This is a genomic window from Micrococcus sp. HMSC067E09 (assembly GCF_001812555.1).
Taxonomy (GTDB): domain Bacteria; phylum Actinomycetota; class Actinomycetes; order Actinomycetales; family Micrococcaceae; genus Micrococcus; species Micrococcus lylae.
The window spans coordinates 17,616-38,697 of the sequence record NZ_KV809409.1 but is presented as its reverse complement, the minus strand read 5'-3'; the positions used below and the strand labels follow the sequence as shown (position 1 = coordinate 38,697).

General features: G+C 71.7%; 19 protein-coding genes. 9 read left to right on the top strand and 10 right to left on the bottom strand.

The window, feature by feature from the left end; all coding sequences use genetic code 11:
• Positions 1–417 precede the first annotated feature (417 nt).
• Entirely contained in the window at positions 418–1,482 is a 1,065-nt protein-coding gene (locus HMPREF2863_RS01250; protein WP_070637404.1) for a type IV toxin-antitoxin system AbiEi family antitoxin domain-containing protein, read from the top strand.
• 269 nt (positions 1,483–1,751) lie between these two features.
• Here the strand turns inward: HMPREF2863_RS01250 and hpt are convergent, their stop codons facing one another.
• From hpt to HMPREF2863_RS01220, 6 genes are all read right to left on the bottom strand, one after another.
• Positions 1,752–2,303, bottom strand: a complete 552-nt coding sequence (gene hpt, locus HMPREF2863_RS01245) for a hypoxanthine phosphoribosyltransferase (protein ID WP_067190043.1) — start codon at positions 2,301–2,303, stop codon at positions 1,752–1,754.
• Between the two features lie 91 nt (positions 2,304–2,394).
• A complete protein-coding gene (gene tilS, locus HMPREF2863_RS01240) occupies positions 2,395–3,618 on the bottom strand; it encodes a tRNA lysidine(34) synthetase TilS (RefSeq protein WP_102214182.1) in 1,224 nt (407 codons plus the stop codon).
• Positions 3,615–4,928: a zinc-dependent metalloprotease gene (locus tag HMPREF2863_RS01235; RefSeq protein ID WP_070637400.1), complete on the bottom strand. Its 1,314-nt coding sequence runs from the start codon at positions 4,926–4,928 to the stop codon at positions 3,615–3,617. Before HMPREF2863_RS01235 ends, tilS begins: the two co-directional genes overlap by 4 nt.
• A gap of 66 nt (positions 4,929–4,994) precedes the next feature.
• On the bottom strand, positions 4,995–6,836 hold the full coding sequence (locus HMPREF2863_RS01230) for a D-alanyl-D-alanine carboxypeptidase (protein WP_070637397.1): 1,842 nt from the start codon (positions 6,834–6,836) through the stop codon (positions 4,995–4,997).
• Positions 6,833–7,306 carry a hypothetical protein gene (locus HMPREF2863_RS01225; RefSeq protein WP_070637395.1) on the bottom strand — a complete coding sequence of 158 codons (474 nt, stop codon included), beginning with the start codon at positions 7,304–7,306 and terminating at the stop codon, positions 6,833–6,835. Before HMPREF2863_RS01225 ends, HMPREF2863_RS01230 begins: the two co-directional genes overlap by 4 nt.
• A 62-nt stretch (positions 7,307–7,368) precedes the next feature.
• The gene (locus HMPREF2863_RS01220) at positions 7,369–9,000 is read right to left on the bottom strand and encodes a serine/threonine-protein kinase (RefSeq protein WP_083315136.1); all 1,632 of its coding nucleotides are present in this window, start codon (positions 8,998–9,000) and stop codon (positions 7,369–7,371) included.
• Between the two features lie 69 nt (positions 9,001–9,069).
• Between HMPREF2863_RS01220 and HMPREF2863_RS01215 the strand changes: the two genes are divergently transcribed.
• From HMPREF2863_RS01215 to HMPREF2863_RS01205, 3 genes are all read left to right on the top strand, one after another.
• Positions 9,070–9,630 carry an inorganic diphosphatase gene (locus tag HMPREF2863_RS01215; protein ID WP_070637390.1) on the top strand — a complete coding sequence of 187 codons (561 nt, stop codon included), beginning with the start codon at positions 9,070–9,072 and terminating at the stop codon, positions 9,628–9,630.
• 343 nt (positions 9,631–9,973) lie between these two features.
• The gene (locus HMPREF2863_RS01210) at positions 9,974–12,283 is read left to right on the top strand and encodes a VWA domain-containing protein (RefSeq protein WP_070637388.1); all 2,310 of its coding nucleotides are present in this window, start codon (positions 9,974–9,976) and stop codon (positions 12,281–12,283) included.
• 122 nt (positions 12,284–12,405) lie between these two features.
• Positions 12,406–13,038: a hypothetical protein gene (locus HMPREF2863_RS01205; protein WP_067191712.1), complete on the top strand. Its 633-nt coding sequence runs from the start codon at positions 12,406–12,408 to the stop codon at positions 13,036–13,038.
• A 180-nt stretch (positions 13,039–13,218) separates the two neighbouring features.
• On the opposite strand, the gene HMPREF2863_RS01200 is transcribed toward HMPREF2863_RS01205, so the two are convergent.
• Positions 13,219–14,010 (bottom strand): Cof-type HAD-IIB family hydrolase, encoded by a 792-nt coding sequence (locus tag HMPREF2863_RS01200; protein WP_067191710.1) that lies wholly within the window; start codon positions 14,008–14,010, stop codon positions 13,219–13,221.
• A gap of 101 nt (positions 14,011–14,111) precedes the next feature.
• Positions 14,112–15,398, bottom strand: a complete 1,287-nt coding sequence (gene serS / locus HMPREF2863_RS01195; RefSeq protein WP_070637382.1) for a serine--tRNA ligase — start codon at positions 15,396–15,398, stop codon at positions 14,112–14,114.
• 65 nt (positions 15,399–15,463) lie between these two features.
• Here serS and HMPREF2863_RS01190 point away from each other — a divergent pair, with 65 nt between their 5' ends.
• The 5 genes from HMPREF2863_RS01190 to HMPREF2863_RS01170 all read left to right on the top strand — a co-directional run bounded on the left by HMPREF2863_RS01190 (position 15,464) and on the right by HMPREF2863_RS01170 (position 20,007).
• Complete coding sequence (locus tag HMPREF2863_RS01190) at positions 15,464–16,582, top strand: diacylglycerol/lipid kinase family protein (RefSeq protein WP_141756333.1); 1,119 nt, start codon at positions 15,464–15,466, stop codon at positions 16,580–16,582.
• Between the two features lie 222 nt (positions 16,583–16,804).
• Positions 16,805–17,281, top strand: a complete 477-nt coding sequence (locus HMPREF2863_RS01185) for a hypothetical protein (RefSeq protein WP_070637380.1) — start codon at positions 16,805–16,807, stop codon at positions 17,279–17,281.
• 13 nt (positions 17,282–17,294) lie between these two features.
• Positions 17,295–18,140, top strand: coding sequence for an efflux RND transporter periplasmic adaptor subunit (locus HMPREF2863_RS01180; protein WP_070637378.1), 846 nt, complete (start codon positions 17,295–17,297; stop codon positions 18,138–18,140).
• Positions 18,137–18,841, top strand: coding sequence for an ABC transporter ATP-binding protein (locus HMPREF2863_RS01175; protein ID WP_070637376.1), 705 nt, complete (start codon positions 18,137–18,139; stop codon positions 18,839–18,841). The genes HMPREF2863_RS01180 and HMPREF2863_RS01175 overlap by 4 nt, the downstream gene beginning before the upstream one ends.
• Positions 18,838–20,007, top strand: coding sequence for an ABC transporter permease (locus tag HMPREF2863_RS01170; protein ID WP_070637375.1), 1,170 nt, complete (start codon positions 18,838–18,840; stop codon positions 20,005–20,007). Before HMPREF2863_RS01175 ends, HMPREF2863_RS01170 begins: the two co-directional genes overlap by 4 nt.
• 3 nt (positions 20,008–20,010) lie before the next feature.
• Here HMPREF2863_RS01170 and HMPREF2863_RS01165 read toward each other — a convergent pair whose 3' ends face one another.
• A complete protein-coding gene (locus HMPREF2863_RS01165) occupies positions 20,011–20,409 on the bottom strand; it encodes a hypothetical protein (RefSeq protein ID WP_070637374.1) in 399 nt (132 codons plus the stop codon).
• Positions 20,406–20,930: a hypothetical protein gene (locus HMPREF2863_RS11700; protein WP_141756332.1), complete on the bottom strand. Its 525-nt coding sequence runs from the start codon at positions 20,928–20,930 to the stop codon at positions 20,406–20,408. Before HMPREF2863_RS11700 ends, HMPREF2863_RS01165 begins: the two co-directional genes overlap by 4 nt.
• Between the last annotated feature and the right edge of the window lie 152 nt (positions 20,931–21,082).

The following is a 21,082-nucleotide window of genomic DNA, read 5'->3' as shown; positions in this document are numbered from 1 at the left end:
GGCCGGGGCCGACGGGATGCTGGCGGGCGGCGGAGAGTTCGCCGCAGGTGGACAGCGGGCGAGGCGTGGGCGGCGTGGGGACGTGTGGGCGGGAGCAGTCTGGCGGTCGACGGCGGCCAGCTCAGCGGGCGAGGCGTGGGCGAGGGCGTGAGCGCGGGGCAGTCTGGCGTCGTCGTCACCGTCGTGGCGGCGTCACCGCCCTTCGCTGTGTGCCACGGGTCGGAATGCCCCTGCTCAGCAGCGCGAGTTCCGACGCAGGGGATACAGACGGCGCGTAACGCTCCTCTCCGTCAGCCCGGCACCCACGTCATCGTCCCGCCACCGACGTCGGAAGGAGGATCGCTCCCCCGCATGCGGTTATCCACAGATTCCCCGCGGACACCCCACAGCTCCCACGCCTCATCCACGCTGGTGTCGATGAGACACCCCGCCCCGTTCCCCTCCTCCCTGCGCTCCCGCGCCTTCACCCTCAGGGATGCAGAGAAAGCCGGTGTCAGCAAGGAGCGCCTCCGACGCCGGGACGTCCAGCGGATCGGCCGGGGCGTCTACCGCTGGATCGGCCTCGAGGGCGACGGACCCACACCGCCCGGCCCCGCACAGACGGAGAACCCTCCGTCCGGACAGTCCACCACCGGCGTGGACGGTGGCTCACGCCTGTCCGACGAACAGCCCTACACCTGGACCCGTCATCTGGACATGGAGGAGATGAGGCGCCTGGATCACCTCCTCCACCTGCGTGAGAGCGTGGTCCTCTCCCATGTCACCGCCGCCCGGGTCCAGGGACTGTGGCTGCCGGCACGGGTCATGGACGACCCGCGTCTCCATCTCACACGCGACCCGCGCGCCGGCGTCCCCCGCGCCCGGGGGTTCGCAACCCACCGCAGTCGCATCGGTGCCGAGGAACTCGTCGTGAGCCAGCTTCTGGGACGGGAATGGCAGGTCACCGATCCGATTCGGACGTGGCTGGACATGGCCGCGCTGCTGGAGCGCAACGAGCTCATCGCCTTCGGCGACCACCTGGCCCGACGCGCCGTGCGCTTCGACGGAGGCGACGGTGGAGTCTTCTTCCTGTCTCGCCTCACGGCGGCCGTGGAAGGCCGGGCCGGCCGCCGCCACCGGCGGTTGCTCCGCGAGTGCGCCGCGCAGATCCGCATCGGAGCAGACTCCCCGAAGGAGACGGAGCTGCGGCTCGCGCTCGTGGACGCCGGCCTTCCAGACCCGGATCTGCAGATCACCGTCGTCGACCGGGAGTTCCATCCGACGTACCCGGCCAGTGCGGATCTCGGATACCGCAGGCAGCTGATCGCCATCCACTACGACGGCAAACACCACGGCAGAGAGCGGCAGCTGAACAAGGACGTGCTGCGCAACGCCGCCTTCGAGCGCCACGGCTACCGCAACATCGTCGTCACTGCACGGGATGCGGACAACGCCTATGCGCGGGTGATCCGTGAGGTCAGGCGTCTCTGGCCGAGTCCGTGAGCGCAGACGGACGGAGAACGGGTCGGCTCGCACCTGTCCGCCGTGGAGCCATCATGTCGATGACCTGCTGACTGTGTGCCACGGGTCGGAATCGCCGCAGATTCGACCGCTTTTCCGACGCAGCCGATACAGACTCAGAGTAGATGTCCGCGAGACGTGGCGTAGATCTCCGCCGCCCCCGGTCTGCACCCTCGGCCCTACCAGCGCACCAACCGGCACCCCCGCCCGGCACGCACCGCCGCACCAACCAGCACCCCCGGCACCGCGGCTCAGGAGTACACGTGCGGGGCGAGGGTGCCCACGAAGTCCAGGTTGCGGTACTTCTCGGCGTAGTCGAGTCCGTAGCCGACCACGAACTCGTTCGGGATGTCCTTGCCCACGTACTTCACGTCGATCTCGACCTTCATGGCGTCCGGCTTGCGGAGCAGGGTGCAGATCTCCACCGAGTTCGGGTTGCGGGACTCGAGGTTGGTCTTCAGCCAGGACAGCGTGAGGCCGGAGTCGATGATGTCCTCCACGATCAGCACGTCGCGGCCCATCAGATCCGTGTCCAGGTCCTTGACGATCCGCACGACGCCGGAGGACTTGGTGCCGGAGCCGTAGGAGGAGACGGCCATGAAGTCCAGCTCCACGTGGGACTTCAGCGCGCGGGTGAGGTCGGCGACCACCATGACGGCGCCCTTGAGGACCGCCACGATCAGCAGGTCCTTGCCCTTGTAGTCCTCGTCGATGCGGGCGGCGAGGGACTCGATGGTCTCCTGCACCTCCTCCTTGGTCATGAGAACGTGAAGAAGGTCGTCCCGGACGTCGTTGGCATCCATGCTGAGCCGCTCCTGTAGGGGTGTGTGGTGACAGGTGGGAGGCGTCCGGTCGGGGCGGCCCGGGTGGCGGGCAGGCCTGCGGCGGACGCGTTCAGTCGACCGCGGGGTCGGGGTGGAACTCCAGTCTTGCACATGTGCGCGCGCCCGCGCCCGGGCGCTCTCCGCCTCCGGCGGCTTCCCGACGACGGCGCCTCACCCGGGTGCCCCCGCCCAGTTGCACGGGGCCCGCCGAGGTGCCGCCGCGGCGCGCCTGCGTGACGAGGGCGTCCACCGCCAGGAGGCGTTCGCGGGTGGTGGGCTCGGCCCCGGTCAGGGTGGCGGCGCGGGCGTAGATCCGGTGCCGGACGGCGGCGGGGAGGGCGGCCAGGCCATCCAGGTCGAGCGCGAGCGGGCGAGGCGACGAGGTGGCGGCCGTGTCCTCCACGTCCCGCCGCAGTCGGGCCAGCTCCCGGCCGGCCCAGGCGTCGAGGGCGGCGGCGTCCTCGGCCGCGATGGCCGCGGAGCGGACGAGCCCGGCGCGCACTCCGGCGCCGAGGCCACGCTCCTCGTCTTCGAGCAGCGGCAGCAGGTGCTCACGCACCCTCACCCGGCGGATGTCGGGTTCGGCGTTCATGGGATCGGTCCACCAGGTCGCACCCGCCCAGGCGCAGATCGCCTCGGTGTCGGCGCGGGTCAGCCCGAGCAGCGGACGCACCAGCTCCACGCCCCCACCGTCGGCCCCGTCCGTCGTGCCCGCCCCTTCTGCGTCGCCGGCCTGCGTCGCCGGGAGCAGCCTGCGCCGGGCCGGCATCCCGGCGAGGGAACGGGTGCCGGAGCCCCGGGCGAGGGCGAGGAGGACCTGTTCGGCCTGGTCGTCGGCGGTGTGGGCGGTGACCACCAGCCCTGCCCCGGTCCGGCGCGCGGCCTCGGCCAGCGCCGTCATCCGTGCCGCACGGGCGGCGGCCTCGGGGCCGTCGCCGCGGTCCTCGACGCGGACCGTCTCCACGCAGGTCGGTTTCATCCCGAGGCGACGGCACACCTGGGCGGCCGCCGCAGCGACCTCGGCGGATCCCGGCTGCAGCCCGTGGTCCACCACCGCGGCCCCGATCCTGAGTCCAGCGCCCTCCCGCGTGCCGGTCAGGACGGCGGCGAGCACGGCGAGCGCGAGCGAGTCCGCCCCGCCTGAGACGGCCAGGAGGGCCGGCCGCTGACCTTGAAGGACACCCTTCAGCGCGGCGATCCCACGGTGCACGGCGTCCGGCCATCGGGTGCGCGGGGGCCACTGCCCCAGAGCCGGCATCGCGGCGTCCGCTCCCCCGCCGGTCATCGCGTTCATGCCTCGCGGCGCATGCGGGCGACCCACAGGTCCGGCGCGTGGATCTCGGCCTCAGTGGGCAACAGCGCAGGGTCGTCCCAGACCACGTTGAACCCGTCCATGCCGAGTTCGGCGACCGCTGCGTCCACGAACCTCTGCCCGTCCGCGTACTGCCGCATCTTGGCGTCCATGCCGATCAGCCGGCGCACGAACCTCTCCAGCGGGCTGCGCCGGTCGCCGCGGGCGTTGAACCGGCGGCGGATGGTCTTCACGGTCTCCACCACCTCGGCGTCCACCGCGTCCATGACCACGTTGGCGTGCCCCTCGAGCAGGGACATCACGGCGGTCAGGTGGGACAGGCGAGCCCGGTCCTCGTCGTCCTGCAGGGCCCCCAGCAGCCCGCCCGGCCCCTCGGCACCGCCCGGCCCCTCGGCACCGCCCTTCCCGACGGCGGCTCCCGCCCCCGTCTGCAGGGTCACCGCGGCCTCCCCCTCGGCGGAGGCGCCCCCGGCGCCGTGCGCCGGGTCCTCCCCCACGGCGGTGACCGCGGGATCGGCCGAGACGGCCGGACGTCCGGTGGGGCCGTCGTCGTTGCTCTTGCCGGGCAGCGCGGCGGCGAATGCTGCGCGGAGGCGCTCGGGCAGGGAGTCCGACTTGTCGAACAGGGCGGAGGAGAGCTCCGTGAGCTTCTCCTGCAGGTGCGCGGCCAGCCAGCCGGCGGCAGCGAACTGCACGCGGTGGGTCTGCTCGTGCAGGCACACCCAGAGCCGGAAGTCCTCGGGGACCACGTTGATCTCGGCGCGCACAGCGGCCACGTTGGGGGCCACCAGCATGAGGCGTCCGCCGTTGCCGGAGAGGGCGGCGAAGGGGTCATACTGGCCGAGCACCTTGGAGCCGAGGAACGCGAGGATCGCGCCGAGCTCGGCTCCGGTGGCAGCGGTGGCGACCGGGGTGGTGGAGACGGCGTACTCCTGCGGGCGGGTGGCGGCCAGGTGCGCGAAGGTCGGGGCGAGCAGCGCCTTGAAGGACCGTGTGTTCGCCGTGGCCCAGGTCGCGCGGTCCACGATCAGCACCTGAGAGTCCCGCAGGTCGCGGGCGGCCTCGAGGCCTGTGAGCCGGTGGACGTGCTCCACGGAGGCGTCCGCGGCGCGGCGCAGTCCCTCGGCCTCGGCCTTCGCCTGCCGCGCGGAGAGCCGGGGACCCGGTGGAACGAGGGCCCCGGCGGTGCGGGCAGCCACGGCCCAGTCGATGGGATCGCGGCGGACGGCGTCGGCAGAGGGGCCGGGGGCGTCGGAGCCGGCCGGGGCGATGGCGGCGGTGGAATCGGTCATGCGCCCAGTCCACCACACGGTCCCGGGCGGCGGGCGGCTTGAGGGTCGCTGTGCAGGAGGCTTCGCTCAGAGCTGGGCTAGCGCCACCACGGCCCGGTCGGTGGCGGCGCGGGCCTCGCCGACCTGGGAGTCGATGCCGGAGAGGACCACGGAGAAGACGAGCACCCGCCCCCGGGGGGTCACCACGCGTCCGGTGAGGGACACGGACTCGAGCAGGGTGCCGGTCTTGGCCGCGGTGACCTCCTCCGCCGCGGTGCCCACCAGCCGTTCGGAGAGCGTGGAGTCGCTGCCGGGTTTCGGCAGGCCCTCCAGCGCCGCGCTGAGCAGCGGCATCTCCGCGGACGCGGCGAGGACGCCGGTGAGCGCGGACGCGCTGATGCGGTTCTGCCCGCTGAGCCCGCAGGCGTCCTTCAGGTCCATCCCCCCGGTGTCCACGCCGAGGTCCGCCGCCACGTCCGTCATCAGGCCGGCGGCACCGTGGTGGTCCGGGACGCGGCCGACCGCGTAGGCGGCGTTGCGGGCGAGGGCCTCGGCGAGCTGGTTGTCCGAGTGCGCCAGCATGTAGTCCACCTGTTCGCGCACCGGGGCGGAGCGCACCTCGCCCACGGAGTCGGCCTCCTCGACCATCTCACGCGGGACCGTGGTCTGCGGGATGTCCTCACGGACCTGCAGCTGCAGGTCCGCGCCGGACTCAGCGATCTCCTCCTTCAGCATGGACTGGAAGCGCTGTGCGGCGAACTGGGCCGGGTCGGCCACGCGCTCCTCGGCGGTGCCGGCCTGCGGGCGGCCGCCGAAGGTCGCCAGGGGCTGGACCCGGGAGATGTACCCCTCCTCCAGCAGGCCCTCGCTCCAGCCGGGGTTCACGCCGTCGCCGGCGTAGAGGCGCAGGTCCAGGGACAGCTCGACCTCGCCGGTGACGCCCTGCTCCTCGAGGCCCTTCACGGTCTGCTCGGCGAGGGTCGCCAGGCCGGCACGGCCGTCCACGCGGGAGGCGTCCGAGGCGCCGGTGCCGAGCATGACGTCGCCGCCGCCGACCAGCACCAGCTGCTTCGGACCGGAGGGCTTCGGGGACGACGACGGCGGCACGCCCTCGCCGTCCGACTCGCCCTCCGAGGGGCTCGCCGAGGACGGGCTCTGGCTCGGCTCGCCGCTCTTGCTCGGCTCGGCACTCTTGCTCGGCTCGGGCGTGGGGCTCGGGGCCGGGGCGTCGCTCGGCGAAGGGGTCGGCTCCGGTGTCGGTACGGGGCTCTGCGTCGGTGTGGGCGAGGGCGTCCCGGAGGGGGACGGGCTCGGCTGCCACGTGGACGACGGGCTCGGGGTCCAGGACGAGGAACTCGGGGCCCAGCTTGAGCTGGGCTGGGGCTGCCAGGTGGAGCTCGGAGTCGGCTGCGGCGTCCAGGAGGAGGGCTGCGGCTGCGTGGTCGCCGCCGGCGCGGGCTGCGCGGTCGCCGCCGGCGCGGGCTGGGCGGGGGCCGCGGGCTGCCAGGTGCTCGCCGGCTGCGGCTGGGTGTGCACCGCGGAGCGGGCCGGGTCCACCAGCACGGTGCGGGTGCGGAACTGCCGTTCGGAGCCCAGGGTGCGCAGCGCGGTGGCGGCGGTGAGCAGCTTCAGCGCGGAGGCCGGGGCGACCCCTGCGTCCTGGTTCTGCCCGTAGAGCTCTTCCCCGGTGACCGCGTCCCGGACGGACACGTGCGCGGTGCCCGGATGTTCGGCGAGCGGCCCGGCCAGGACGGAGGCGACCTCGTCCTCCGTGGGGATCGGCGCGGTGGCCGCATCCTCCGCGATCTGCCGCACCGCCGCCGGGGCCGGGTCGCCCTCGAGCGGGCCGATGCCCCCGGGATGGGGCTGGACGATCGGCGACGCGGCCAGCAGCGCGGCCGCCGCCGCGGCGAACAGGGAGGTCTTCACCGGCGGCCCTCGGCCAGCTCGGCGGCCCGGCGCAGCACGGAGGCGAGCGGTCCTTCTCCGGCGGCCTCAGCTGCGGAGGTGAGCTCGGCCGGACGGCCGAGGGAGGCCAGGGCGGAGGCGAGGCGGTCGTGCCCGGGTGCGGTGCCGTCGTCGGCGTTCTGAGAGGAGGTGTGCCGCACCTGGGTGGTGAGGACGGGGTCGGACTCGCGCACCTCGGCGAGGACGGCGGCCTTGTCCTCCTCCTGGATGCGCTCCTCGAGCATGACCAGGCGGGCGTAGACGGCGGGGTTGCCGATCTTGATGCGCTGGGCGTTGGCGAGCTGGGAGAGCATCGGTGCGGAGAGGCCGAGCGTGGCGGCGAGCGTGCGCTGGCTGATGCCGTACTCTTTCAGGACCACGCCGAAGCGCTCGCCCAGAGGGGCGCCGTAGAGGGCGCGCTGCTGTTCTGCGTAGTCGTGTGTGGCGGTCATGCGCTCCATGATCCCAAAGGTGTTTGCAGACGCGAAACCTCTGGCCCGTCGCGCCGGACGGCTCAGTCCTGGACCACGGTCCAGCTGTAGGCGCCGTCGGTCCAGGTGCACATCAGGTGCTTCTCGTCCAGGCCGATCACCTCGGTGCCGTGCTCGGCGGGGATGCATCCCTGCCCTTCGCGCACCGAACTGCTCAGGTTCGGTCGCCCCGTGGAGCGCGGGGTCGCCGGCGCGTCGGGGCTCGGCTGTCCCGTGGCCGGTGGGGTGGACTCGTCGCTACCCGACGACGGCTCCTCGCCTTCCGACGACGCCGCGCCCGAGCCGTCGGTCGGCTCGGCGGAGGTCTCGACGTCTGCCGTCGGCTCCGAGCTCGCGACGTCGGAGGACGGTTCGGCGGAGGACGGCGCGTCGGTCGCCGACGCGTCGGTCGCCGGAGCGGTCGAGGACGTCGGCGAGGGCGCCTGGTCCCCGGGGTCGTCCCCTCCTCCGCCGCCGAGGAGCATCACGACCGCGACGACCACGGCGAGCACCCCGGCGCCCACCAGGGTCCAGGCCAGCAGGGGGGAGCGGCCGCGTCCAGCGGCACCCGGGCCGGAGGCACCGGCCCCGACCGCCGCTGCACGGGCATGCGCGCCCTGGGGCGGGGCTGCCTGGGGCGGGGCTGCCTCGGCGGCGATCGGCCGCGGCGCGGGTGCGGCGCTCGCCTCCACACGCCCGGGGGCGGACAGGACGCTCGTCGGCCGCTCCGGGGACAGGTCCACGGTCCGCGTCTCGGTCTCCGGCTCGGCCGGTGCGGGCCCCGGCGCACCGTCCTCCGCTGCCGCACTGCCGAACTCCTCGTCCAGCCCCTCGAGCTGGTCGAACACCTCGAACGGCTCCCCGGAGGCGGTGACGTATCCACCGCCGGGGCCCGCGGCCGCCACCACGGCCAGCCGGGTAGGCGCCTGCGCGGCGGCGCGCACCCTGGCGTCGGGGTCGTCGGCGACCAGTCCGGTCAGCACCTGCCGCAGCCCGGCGTCCTGCACGCCGGCGAGCACCCGTGCGATCTCGCCGACGTCCCGCGGTCGGCAGCCGGGGTCGAGCATGCGCAATGCGGTCACGCCGGCGGCGAAGAGGTCCTGCGCCGGGGCCGGGGCCGCCTCCGTGTAGGCCTCCGGGGGCACGTAGCCGGGCGTGCCGTGCAGGTGCCCGAGGCTGGTGAGGCGGGGGTCGTCGTCGCGCATGGCCAGGCCCATGTCCCCGAGCCGCAGATGGGGCGCGCCGGAGCCGCTGGCGTCGAGCAGCACGTTCGCGGGTTTGACGTCCCGGTGGATCCAGCCGGAGCCGTGCAGCTCGGCCAGCCCGTCCAGCAGCTGCAGCAGCAGCGCGGCGGTCAGCGACTCCCCGAGTGCACCCCAGTCGGAGAGGGCGCCCTCGAGCGACCCGCCGGCCACGAGCGGCATGGCGATGGCCACCTCGTGGTCCTCGGCGGCCCAGCCGTAGGGCGAGGCGAGGTGCGCGTGGTCCACCTGCACACCCTGCTCGCGGACGAAGCGCAGCAGGGAGGCGGAGTCGGCCTGGTCCAGCACCTTGGCGGCACAGCGGCGTCCGATGCGGCGGTCGACCGCCAGCCACACCGTCCCCTGCCCTCCGCGAGCGATCGGGGCGAGCAGCTCGAAACGCCCTGCGATGACCTGACCCATACGTCCCATCATGGCGGATGCCTGCCACTGCGCCGGTACTGTGGTCCCAGACCAACCCCCATTTCCTACCTGAGGAGCGTCATGGAGCACGACGTCACGATCGAGATCCCCGCCGGCTCGCGCGTCAAGTACGAGTTCGACCACGAGACCGGCCGCCTGCGCCTGGACCGCGTGCTGTTCACCTCGATGGAGTACCCGACCCACTACGGCTTCTTCGAGAACACCCTGGGCGAGGACGGCGATCCGCTGGACGCGATGGTGTTCCTGCCGGGCTTCGACCTGCTCCCCGGCGTGGTGGTGGAGGCCCGCCCGGTCGGCGTGTTCAACATGACCGACGACGGCGGCGGCGACGCCAAGATCCTGTGCGTCCCGGCGGACAAGCGCTTCGACCACATCCAGGAGCTCGAGGACATCGACGAGTGGCTGAAGAAGGAGCTGGAGCACTTCTTCACCCGCTACAAGGACCTGGAGCCGGGCAAGTGGGTCAAGGCCGAGGGCTGGGAGGGCCGCGCGGCCGCCGAGGCCGAGCTCGAGGCCTCCATCAAGCGCTTCGAGGCCGCCGGCGAGCACTCCGAGTCGGACGAGCCGCAGGGCCGCGACGTGGACACCGAGGCCGCCGAGCCGGCCACCGAGCAGGAGTGATCCGCGCCTTCTGAGCGCCGCCGGGACCTGTGCTCCCGCCGGTGCTTGACCGACGACGGCCGCTCGCCTTCAACCGAACCGCACCGGAGGGTGCGGGGTCCGGCGGAGGCGGGCGGCCGTCGTCGTGATGTGCGGCGCGTCAGGATGCCGAGCGGGGAAGGCGGCTCTGACCTGGCGTTTCATCTGCAGTCGAGCGGAAGTTCACCGAATCGTCGCCGCAGTGGACGAGAATCCTTCGCGCCTGGCGTTTGCATTTGCGATCACGTCGGGTATGTTTGCAACAGCAAACGCAAGGGAGTGGTCGTCGACGGGGCGGCCGCAGAACACCTGGAGGATCGACATCATGCAGCACCAGGCCAACGCCGCCGCACAGACCGACCGCACACGTACCGGGCGTCGTCCGGTCCTCGCCGCCGCGACCACCGCAGGCCTGCTCGGCCTGGCCTCGCTGACCGCCGCCCCCGCACTGGCCGAGCAGCAGAACGAGCAGGCCCAGGCTCCGGGCACCTCTCAGCAGCCGGTCGTCGTGGTCATGGACTACTCCGAGTCCATGCTGGAGAAGGACGCCGATGAGAACGGCACCGCCCGCATCGACGCAGCCAAGGACGCCACCAAAGACCTGATCGAGAAGACCCCCGAGGACGCCAAGCTCGGCATGGTCGCCTTCGGCCACGCGGACCGGAAGACCTGCACGAAGATCGAGACCCTGCAGAAGGTCGCGAAGGTCGACGCCAAGAAGCTGACGAAGAAGGTCGACGCCCTGGACGCCCAGGGCGGCACCCCGATCGGCCAGTCCCTGCAGCACGCCGCGGACGAACTGAAGGACGTCGAAGGCGAGAAGTCCATCGTCCTGGTCTCCGACGGCGAGCCCACCTGTGACGAGCCCCCGGCCTGCGAGATCGCCCAGCAGCTGGCCGAGGACGGCATCGACCTGACCGTGCACACCATCGGCTTCCGCCTGCAGGGCAACACCAAGGCCCAGGAGACCCTGGAGTGCATCGCCGAGGCCACCGGCGGCACCTACTCCTCCGCCGACGACGCCGAGCAGCTCACCGAGACCCTGACCACCCAGACCACCCGCGCCCTGCAGGGCTACCAGACCGCCGGCACCCCCGTGGAAGGCGGCAGAAGCGCCGAGGACGCGCCCCGCATGAGCGCCGGGCAGTTCACGGACACCATCGCCACCCAGAAGGGCAACGAGGACGACGGTGACGACTCTGCCGGCCGCCGCTACTACCGGATCCCCTACCACGAGGGCTACACCCCGGTGGTCACAGCCACGGTGGTCAAGGACCGCGAGACCCACGAGATGCTGGGCAACAGCGATGTCTGGATCCGGCCCGTGGACCTGTCCGAACGCCCCTACGAGACCTGCAGCTCGCTGAGGGACACGGTGGTCCCGCCGCACGGCAGCGGCATGCACGCGACCGTCCACTGGTTCGAGCATGACTCCTTCAGCAAGGAGCTGAGCGAGGACACCCGGGATAACTGCCTGACCAAGGACGACGAGGTGGTCGTCGAGGTCGTCCACGCCGCCGACACCGCCTCGGACGAGGAGATCCCCCTGGAGCTGATGGTGGCCTACGCCAAGCAGGAGAAGGCCTCCGGCTCCCCGGCACCGAGCCCGAAGTTCAAGGACGTCAAGACCGCCAAGGCAGAGCAGGTCGCCGGCGGCGGCTCCTTCAACGACGCCACACCGATCGAGTCCGGACAGACCATCACCGATACGCTGGTCCCCGGCGAGGCGAAGTACTTCAAGATCGACGCCGCGACCAACCAGACCCTGGCCGCCCGAGTGGACATCACCTCGGACGCAGAGGACAACCTCATGATCTGGGCCCTCGCCTACAACCCGCTGCGTGAGCACATGTCCTTCATGTCCGACCCCGACGCTGGGGGAAGCGGAGTGAACGGCACCGGCGACCTGTCGATCATCGGCCCCGGAGAGGGCTCGTACGCCAACGGCGTGCTGGAGGAGCACATCCACCCGAACCGACGGATCTCCAGCGGCGGGGCCGAGGCCTACTCCGTCCCCGGGGGCCAGTACATCAAGGTCCAGCGGGAGTACGACCCCTCTGCCGCAGACGTCCCCCAGTCCTTCGAGCTGACCGTGGACGTGCGCGGTGAGGCCGAGGAGGAGGCCGGCGAGTTCATCACCACCAGCGCCGAGTACACCGAGGCGTTCGGTGAGGACAGTGACACCGGGCGCGAGGAAGGCGCCGACCGCGAGGACGAGACCGAGCGCGAGGAGGACACCGAGCGGGACGACGCGGACGAGTCGGACGACACCGACCGTGAGGAAGACACCAACCGCGAGGACGCGGACGAGTCGGAAAACACCGACCGTGAGGACGACGCCGAGTCCTCGGACCTCTCGGACGAGGCAGAGGAGAGCGCCGAGTCCTCGGACGAGGCGGAGGAGACCGACGAATCCGAGCCGTCCCCGTCCGAGGCGGGAGGATCCGAGGACGGCGAGGAGCCGTCGTCGGGAACCGATGAGCAGAAGGACAAGGACACCGAGGCGGACGTGCAGGCGGCCGAGTCCCAGGACTCCGGCGGCATCGGTGGGATCCTGCCGTGGGCCATCGGCGGGCTCGGCGTGATCGCCCTGGCCGGCGGAGGCATCATCCTGGCCGGCCGGCGCGGCGCCTGACAGCACCCCCGGCAACGACCGCCCGGCCCCACACCGTCCACTGTGGGGCCGGGCGGTCGTCTGCGTGGGGCAGACGGCCGGGTTCCCCGGCGGGAGTCGAGCCGGCTGGCAGGATGGAGGGCATGTACGTCCTGACCGTGAACCAGCGTGACTCCCGCGAGGTCGGAGACATGGTGGACGAGCTGATCCGCCGGCTCCGCCACGTGGACACCCTGCTGCCGTTCCAGCGCTCCGTGGGGGACGAGCTGATCGGTGTGGTCGCGGACCCGCACACTGCCGTGGACGTGGCGCTGCGGGCGGTGCGGGAGCGGCGCTGGAACGTCGGCGTGGGGGTCGGACCGCTGCTGGCCGCAGACGGCACCCCGGGTCTTCCGGACTCACAGGACCTCGAGGACGTCACCGGCCCGGGCCTGGTGGCCGCCCGCCAGGCGGTGGAGGCCGCCGCCCACGGCCAGCGCATCCCGGTGGCCGTGTCAGCCCGGAACGCGGAGGCCGCGGCCGAGGCCGAGGCCGTGCTGCGGCTGATCGGTCAGCTGGTGTGGACCCGCACGGACGCCGAGTGGCGCGTGCTGGACCTGATGGTCCCCGGTGTGCGCGGTCAGCAGAAGCTCGTGGCCGCCGAGCTGGGCATCACCACCCAGGCCGTCTCCCAGGCCGTGCAGCGCTCCTTCTGGACAGAGGAGCACGCCTGCCGGCCGGCCGCCGCCCGCCTGCTCGCGCTCGCGGACGAGGTCGCCCTGCCGGAGGCGGGCTGAGGTGCCGGGGCGGATGTGGGAGCCGGCGGCCGTCTGACCCCCGAGGGGCGCTCTCGACCGGCCCGGGTCCCGGGCGAACGTGTTCCGAGCGAACGTCTTCCGCGCGGTAACCCGACGGTCTCCCGCACGAAAGTGCGCGGGGACTCGACTGTTTCCCGAACGAAAACGTCCGGGTGGGGTTCAGAGGAGGGAGTCGAGGACGTCGGCCAGGCCGTCGTCGTCCACGTGGCCGGTGACCTCGTCCGCGGCGGCCACGACCTCCTCGGGTGCCTGACCCATGGCCACGCCGCGGCCGGCCCAGCGGAGCATCTCCACGTCATTGCGGCCGTCGCCCACCGCCACGGTGTCCTCCTGGGACACGCCCAGCACGGTGCGCAGCGCTTCCAGCCCGGAGGCCTTGGTGACGCCGGCGGCGGCGATGTCCAGCCAGGCGGTCCAGCCCACCGAGTAGGCCACCCCGGACAGGCCGATGCCCTCCACTGCCCGGCCGAACTCCTCGGCGGAGGAGTCCGTGGAGAACACCACCAGGCGCACGGCCGTCTGATCCAGCAGCCGGTCGAAGGGGACCCCCTCAGAGCGTACGCCGAAGGACATGTCCTGGAACCGCTCGGTGCCGAGGAACGAGCCGTCCGGCAGCTCGATCGCGTACTTGGACGCGGGCAGGCGCTCCCGCAGCCTCCGCAACACAGAGCGCGGATCGAAGGTGCGCAGGTCCGTGACCTCGTAGCCCTCCTCCAGCTCCGGGTCCAGGCGCAGGGTGACGCCGCCGTTGGAGCACACCACGTAGCCACGGTCGATGCCGAGCGTCTCGGCCACCGGGAGGGTGGCGCCGCGGGAGCGGCCGGTCGCGATCACCACGTGGTGGCCAGCGGCCACCACGGCCTTCGCAGACTCCCGCACGCGGTCATGCATCCGCCCGTCATGGTCCACGAGCGTTCCGTCCACATCCAGGCACACCATCTTCGTGATCATGTCCCCCATCCAATCAGGTCCGGCGGACAGCACGCCGCTCGCGGCGGAAGCGCCGGTGGCGCACCGGTGAACTCTGCGGGACACGCCGGCTCGACGCGGGCTCAGACGAGCTCGAACCGCTCCATCCCGCCCAGGTACGGGCGCAGGGCCTCCGGCACGGTCACGGAGCCGTCCTGGTTCTGGTGGTTCTCCAGGATCGCCACGATCCAGCGGGTGGTGGCCAGGGTGCCGTTGAGGGTGGCGACCATGCGGGTGCCGCCCTTGGAGCCGTCATCCTTCACCACACGCTCGCGGGTGTTCAGGCGGCGGGCCTGGAAGGTGGTGCAGTTGGAGGTGGAGGTCAGCTCGCGGTAGGTGCCCTGGGTGGGGACCCAGGCCTCGCAGTCGAACTTGCGGGCGGCGGAGAGGCCGAGGTCGCCGGCGGCGGTGTCGATCACGCGGTAGGGGACCTCGATCTTCGCGAGCATCTGCTCCTCCCACTCGAGGAGCCGCTGATGCTCGGCCTCGGCCTCCTCCACGGTGGTGTAGACGAACATCTCCAGTTTGTTGAACTGGTGGACGCGGATGATGCCGCGGGTGTCCTTGCCCGCGGAGCCGGCCTCGCGGCGGTAGCAGGTGGACCAGCCGGCGTAGCGGATCGGGCCGTCGGAGAGGTCGAGGATCTCGTCCGCGTGGTAGCCGGCCAGGGCCACCTCGGAGGTGCCGACCAGGTACAGGTCGTCGCGCTCGAGACGGTAGATCTCGTCGTCGTGCTGGACGTCGAAGCCGGTGCCCTGCATGGTCTCCGGACGCACGAGGGTCGGCGGGATGACCATGGTGAAGCCGTGCTCGACCGCCAGGTCCAGGCCCATCTGCATCAGGGCCAGCTCCAGCCGCGCCACCACGCCCTTGAGGAAGGAGAACCGGGCGCCGGAGACCTTGGCGCCGCGCTCCATGTCGATGCCGCCGATCAGCTCGCCGATCTCCAGGTGGTCGCGGGGCTCGAAGCCCTCCGCGGCGAAGTCGCGCGGGGTGCCGACCTCCTTGAGCACGGCGAAGTCGTCCTCGCCGCCGGACGGGATGCCCTCCACGATCAGGTTCGGGAAGGAACGCTGCTCCTCCGCCAGAGCGGCCTCGGCCTCGCCGGCGGCGGCCTCGGCGGCCTTCACCTGGGCGGCCAGCTCCTTCACCTCGGCCAGCAGGGCCTGCTTCTGATCGCCCTGCGCCTGCGCGACCTTCTTGCCGAAGGACTTCTGCTCGGCACGCAGCTCCTCGTACCTCGCGATGGAGGCGCGGCGGGAGCTGTCCGCCTCGATCATGCGGTCCACGGCTGCGGCGTCCGCCCCGCGGGCTTCCTGGGAGGAGCGGTACTGGTCCGGGTTCTCGATGAGGTGCTTGACGTCGATCACCCCTCCAGACTAGCGGTGGCCGGGCAGGACGCCCTGCCCACAGCACGGCTTCCTAGAATCGAGATATGAACAGTGAGACCCCCCTGGAGATGGTCCTCGCCGTCATCGCGCTGATCGCCGTGGCGGCGGTCTGCCTGGTGCTCGTGTGGAACCACGTGCGCGTCCGGCGGCTGAGCAAGCAGGTCGAGCGGCTGCGCTCTGAGCGCCAGTTGCTGGTGGACCGGGTGGACCAGCTGAAGACTCAGGTGGACGAGCAGTCCGGGGACGCCGCCGGACGGCACGAGGTCGCCCTCGTGATCAACCCGGTGAAGAACCGCGCGGACGAGGTCCGCAAGCAGGTGCTGGCCGCCGCCCGGGACATGGGCATGGGTGAGGTGCTGGTCCTGGAGACCACTGAGGAGGACCCGGGCACCCAGATGGCCGCGGATGCGAAGGCGGCCGGCGTGAGGGTGGTCATCGCCGCCGGCGGCGACGGCACGGTCCGCACCGTGGCCGAGCAGCTCGTGGGCACGGACGTCCGCCTGGGCATCGTCCCGATGGGCACTGGCAACCTGCTGGCCCGCAACCTGGACCTGCCCATCACGGACTTCGGGGCCTGCATCGCCGCCGCTCTGAACGGCACCACCAAGACGATCGACACCCTGGACGTGCGCCTCGAGGGCGAGGACGGCGAGCGCCACCGCCACACCGCCGTGGTGATCGGCGGCGTGGGCCTGGACGCCGAGGTCATGGGGGACACCCGTGACGACCTGAAGGCCAAGGCCGGCTGGATCGCCTACGGCGAGGCGGGCCTGCGCCACCTGCCTGGCGACCGCCAGGACGCCACCATCGCCATGGACGGAGGCTCCCCGCGCCGCTACAAGGTCCGCTCCGTGCTGGTGGCCAACTGCGGCACCCTGCAGGGCGGTCTGGAGCTGCTGCCGGACGCGCAGCTGGACGACGGCCTGCTGGACGTCATGGTCCTCTCCCCGCGGCACGTGCTGGACTGGGCGCGCATCGCCGCGAACACTCTGGTGGGCCACCGCGTGAAGATCCCCGTGATGGAGACCCTGCAGGGCACCCGCGTGCAGGCCCGCTTCGACAAACCGATCGTCTCCCAGCTGGACGGCGACTCCACCGGAGAAGTCGTCGGCATCGACGCCCGCCTGGTGGCGGACTCCCTCACCGTGATGCTGCCGCGCTGACCCTCCCCAGGACCGCACAGGGCACCGCTTGCCGACGACGGCCCCTCACCTCCCGTGCCCCCGTCACCACCGAGAAGTCGGTGCGGGGGCACGTGCCTGTCCGGGGTGCGCCACACCTTCGCCCTGCGCCCACCGACCTCGGGCGGCCCAGTGCAGTTGCCACGCCCCCCCCTGATGAATACTCTCCTCATATCTTCGACACAGATTCTGGGAGGGGGCGGAATGCGCACAGGCCGCGACACCACGCGGACAGCACGCACCACCGCGTTGCTTCTTCTGCCGCTCGTTCTGGTGGGCCTCACCGGCTGCGCTGATGACTCGGACGACGGGTATGTGGACTTCGCCGCCTATGAGCAGGAGTTCCACGACTACGCCGAGCGCCTGCCGCTTCCCGAGGGTGACTCCTATGGCGAGCTGAGGCCGCCGGAGGAACCGACTGAGTACGGAGTCGACGCTGGCCGCGTTCTGGCGCTGTCCTACTACACGTGCTTCTGGACACGTGAGTACCTCCGCGCCCATGACGACGGGGACGTCCCGCGGCGGGACCGTGCCGAGGGACGACTCGCGGACGGCCTGAAGGACCCGATGATCAAGTACTCCGTCGGCAACCCGGAGCGTGAGGCCCTGGACGAGGCCCGGCTCGGCGATCTCACGAAGTTCCGCCAGGAAGTCGCGGCGAACTGCCCCGAAGGGTCGTGAGGGACACGGCGTGATGAACGGCAAGACTGGCCTCTTTCTCACCGCGCTCGCCTGTGCAGTCGCGGTGTCGGGCTGCACCCCGGCGTCGGATCCGCCCGTTGCCGGTCCCCCCGCACAAGCAGCGCCGCAGACCCTCACCGTCGAGCGCGGCGACCTCTCCTCCGTCCTGGTCGTCCCCGGAACGGTGGTGGACCGCCCGGAGTACGCCCTGGCCGCACCGAAGGCCGGAACCCTCTCCCTGGGCAACACCTCCCCGGACGAGCCGGTGACGGCCGGCGGTTCCCCGGTGGTGCGCGTCGGCGATGTCCCCCTGACCGCACCGCATGACGGCATCGTCGCGGACCTGCCGGCGGCGGAGGGGACCCGGGTCGGCCGCGGTGCGACCGCCGCCGTCGTCCGCCATGGCGGACTCGCCGTCCAGATCCAGGTGCCCGCGGAGCAGGCCTACCGGGTGGCCACGGCCCCCACCTCGGCCAAGACCACCATCGACGGCGGCCCCGGCGGGCTGGAGTGCACTCTGGCCGGAACGGTGTCCGCGCCGGAGGAGGCCGGGCAGGGTCAGGAGGATTCCGCCACGCCGTACTCGGCCCTGTGCCTGCTGCCCCTGGACACCGAGGCCGTTCCCGGGCTCCCCGCCCGCGTCGGGCTGCAGCTGGAGACGCGTGAGGATGTGCTGACCCTGCCGCTCTCCGCCGTCAGCGGCCGCCAGGGCAGCGGCGAGGTGGCCGTGATGGCCGAGGACGGCACCGTGGAACGCCGGCCCGTGGGACTCGGCGTCTCGGACGGCACGCTGATCGAGATCACCGAGGGCCTCGCTGAGGGCGACGAGGTCACCGTGGCCGCGCCCGGGTTCGGATGAGCGTCCCCGTCCTGGAGCTGCGCGGCCTCTCCGCGTCCTTCCCGTCGGGGCAGGGGCGGAGAACTCTGTTCACGGACGTGGATCTGACGGTGGGAGGCGGTGAGACGGCCGCGATCCTGGGCAGGTCCGGCTCCGGCAAGACCACCCTGCTCACGCTGCTGGGCCTCATGCAGCGCCCCGAACACGGCACGATCACGCTGGCCGGCAGGGACGTCTCCTCCCTCTCCGATGCGGACGCCGCCCGCCTGCGGAACCGTCACATCGGCTTCGTCTTCCAGAACTACTCCCTCATTCCCCATCTGAGCGTCCTGGACAACGTCCTGGTGCCGGCCACGTATGCGCCGCGGGACGTGTCCGGCGGCCGGCGCGCCAGGGCCCGGCGCCGGGCAGAAGAGCTGCTGGACGCCGTCGGACTGGGCGGACGCGGCCAGGACCTGCCCCTGCGTCTGTCCGGGGGAGAGCAGCAGCGGGTGGCGATCGCCCGCGCTCTGCTGCTGGAGCCGGCCGTGGTGCTCGCTGACGAGCCCACCGGAGCTCTGGACGAACAGACCGGTGCCCGCGTGCTGGACATGCTCGTGGCCACGGCCCGGCATGAAGGACGCTGCCTGGTGGTGGTGACGCATGACGATGCCGTCGCCGGCGCCATGGACCGTGTGTTCCGCCTCGGCGAGGGGACGCTGCGTGAGGAAGACCGCCCATGATCGGCACACTCTGGGCGGACCTGCGCGCCCAACGCCTCCGCTCCGTCCTGACCGGCCTGAGCATGCTCGTCGGCGTGCTCGTGGTGGTCGGCATCAGCGCAGCCAGCGCGGTGGTGGACGATGTCTTCGTGGCCTCCGCCGAACAGCAGGACGGCATCGCCGGCAGTCACGTGCTCACGCTCCCGCCGGCCACTGCCACGCAGGCTTTGGACGCCGCAGAGCTGACTCACCACCGGCTCGGGGGCGCCCCCGCACGCCTTGAGGTCTCCACCACGAACCCGCTCATGCTCAGCGCCCATGACGCTCCGGACCCGGACCTGCGCTCCGTGGAGACGCTCTGGACGTCCGGGAGTCTCACCGACTTCCACCGCTACCCGGTCCTGGCCGGCTCACCGGACCTGGGCCCCGGCCTGCCGGCCGTGGTGATCCTCAACGCGGCGGCGGCCGAGGTCGGCCTGCAGCCCGGGGACTCCGTGTGGACCCCGCTGGCCGACGGCGGCACCCCCACCCGCCTGACGGTGTCCGGGATCGTCGACGACGGCCACGCCTCCCCGCGGATGTGGGCGCCGCTGGCACTCTGGGAACTCCAGCAGCCGCCTGATCTGGCCTCCACCCAGACGCTGCTGCGCTTCGTGGTGCCGCCGGAGAAGGGCGCCGATGCTGCAGCCGCCGTGACGGCGGCCGCCGCCGCGGCGGGCGTGGATCCCGGTGCGGAACAGCCTGTGCGCGTGGATCGCGTCGGTGAACTGCGGGACTCGCTGTCCTTCATGCAGGCGGTGTTCTCCGCCGTGGCGGCGGCGGCACTGCTGGTCTCCGCCCTGGGCCTGCTGAACATCGGCCTGGCCTCGATCGCCGAGCGCTCCCGCGAACTGGTGGTCCGCCGGGCACTCGGGGCCCAGCGACGCCACCTGTTCGTCCAGGTGATGGGGTCGTCCCTGCTGCTCGCGGTGATCGTGACCGTGGTGGCCGTGGGCCTGGTCATCGGCCTCATGCACCTGGCCGCGCCGCTCTGGCTGCCCGACGGCGGCGCCCACCGCCTTCCGGCGGTCCCCTGGGAGGCCTTCGGACTCGGACTGTCGGCAGCCGCACTCACAGCGGCACTGGGGTCGGCGCTGCCGGCGTGGAAGGCCACCCGTCTTCCCGTGGCTGACGCCCTGCGCCGCTGACGCTCACTGCTGGCCGAGCCCACGCTGCCGGTAGGCGACGACGAGTTTCTTGGCCAACTCCCGACTGCCCACCAGCGGCGCCAACGACTCGGCCATGTCGTCCATACTGGAGAACTCTTGACGCTTGGCGGCAACCACAGACGGGAACTGCCCGAACATCGTGTCCGGGTATGTATCGACCGGCTGCCCCCTCATCCGAGTCTCCATGATGGCGATTTGCATCTGGACGGCCGCTTGCTTCACGCCTGAGATAAAGTGCACGGCACACTCTCTAGCGAATGGCTCCTTGTCGTTGAACTCGACACTCACCACGAGAGACTGAATGAGACCCATTGCCTCGGACAGCTTCTCTTCGAGCCTCTCGACACGCGCCTCCAGACGCGCAACGTCCTCAGTTGTCACAGCAGAACCCATAGGACCCCCTCGACGGCATTGGCGATGACGTTCGCGGTCCCGTCATCCATGATGGCGCTCAAGCGTTTGTATACCTCTGACCGGACCTGATGCGTGGCGACATCGGGGATGTTCGCCACATCGTCGATGGCATCGGCGATCCGGACGCTGTCCCGTCGGATCACGTCGGCGGCCCTCTTATCCAGAAACCCGTCCGCCATGGTGACGAACTTCTGTCCGCCACCTCGCATCGCACCGGCGACACCCCGCAGAGCGACCTTGACCACTTCACTCTTCAGCCCTTGGGTCTCGGCCTGCCCGCCTGTGGCCAGCTGAGCGGTCATATCACCGGCGTTCACCCGCAGGTCACGAGTGGTAGGACGTTCGTGACGCGCCTCCCAGAGCATCGTCTCTGCCGGTGCTCCTTGGCTACTTGCACGATCTGCCGCGACGGCCGTCGATGGCGAAACGACCGAGAAGAGCAACATCACAGATATCGCCATCGCAATGAAGCTTTGCTTGATGCGCACGCCTCTCCCTACCCGTGGAGTGATCTTTGCTTCACCACAGGCTAGGGACTCCACTCCACCAACGAAAGTCCACTCTTCCCCACCTCCATCGGCCGAGGCCAGAAACGTCTGCACCCCCGTGTGAGACGGCCGCCCAGACCCCCGCCCTGCGC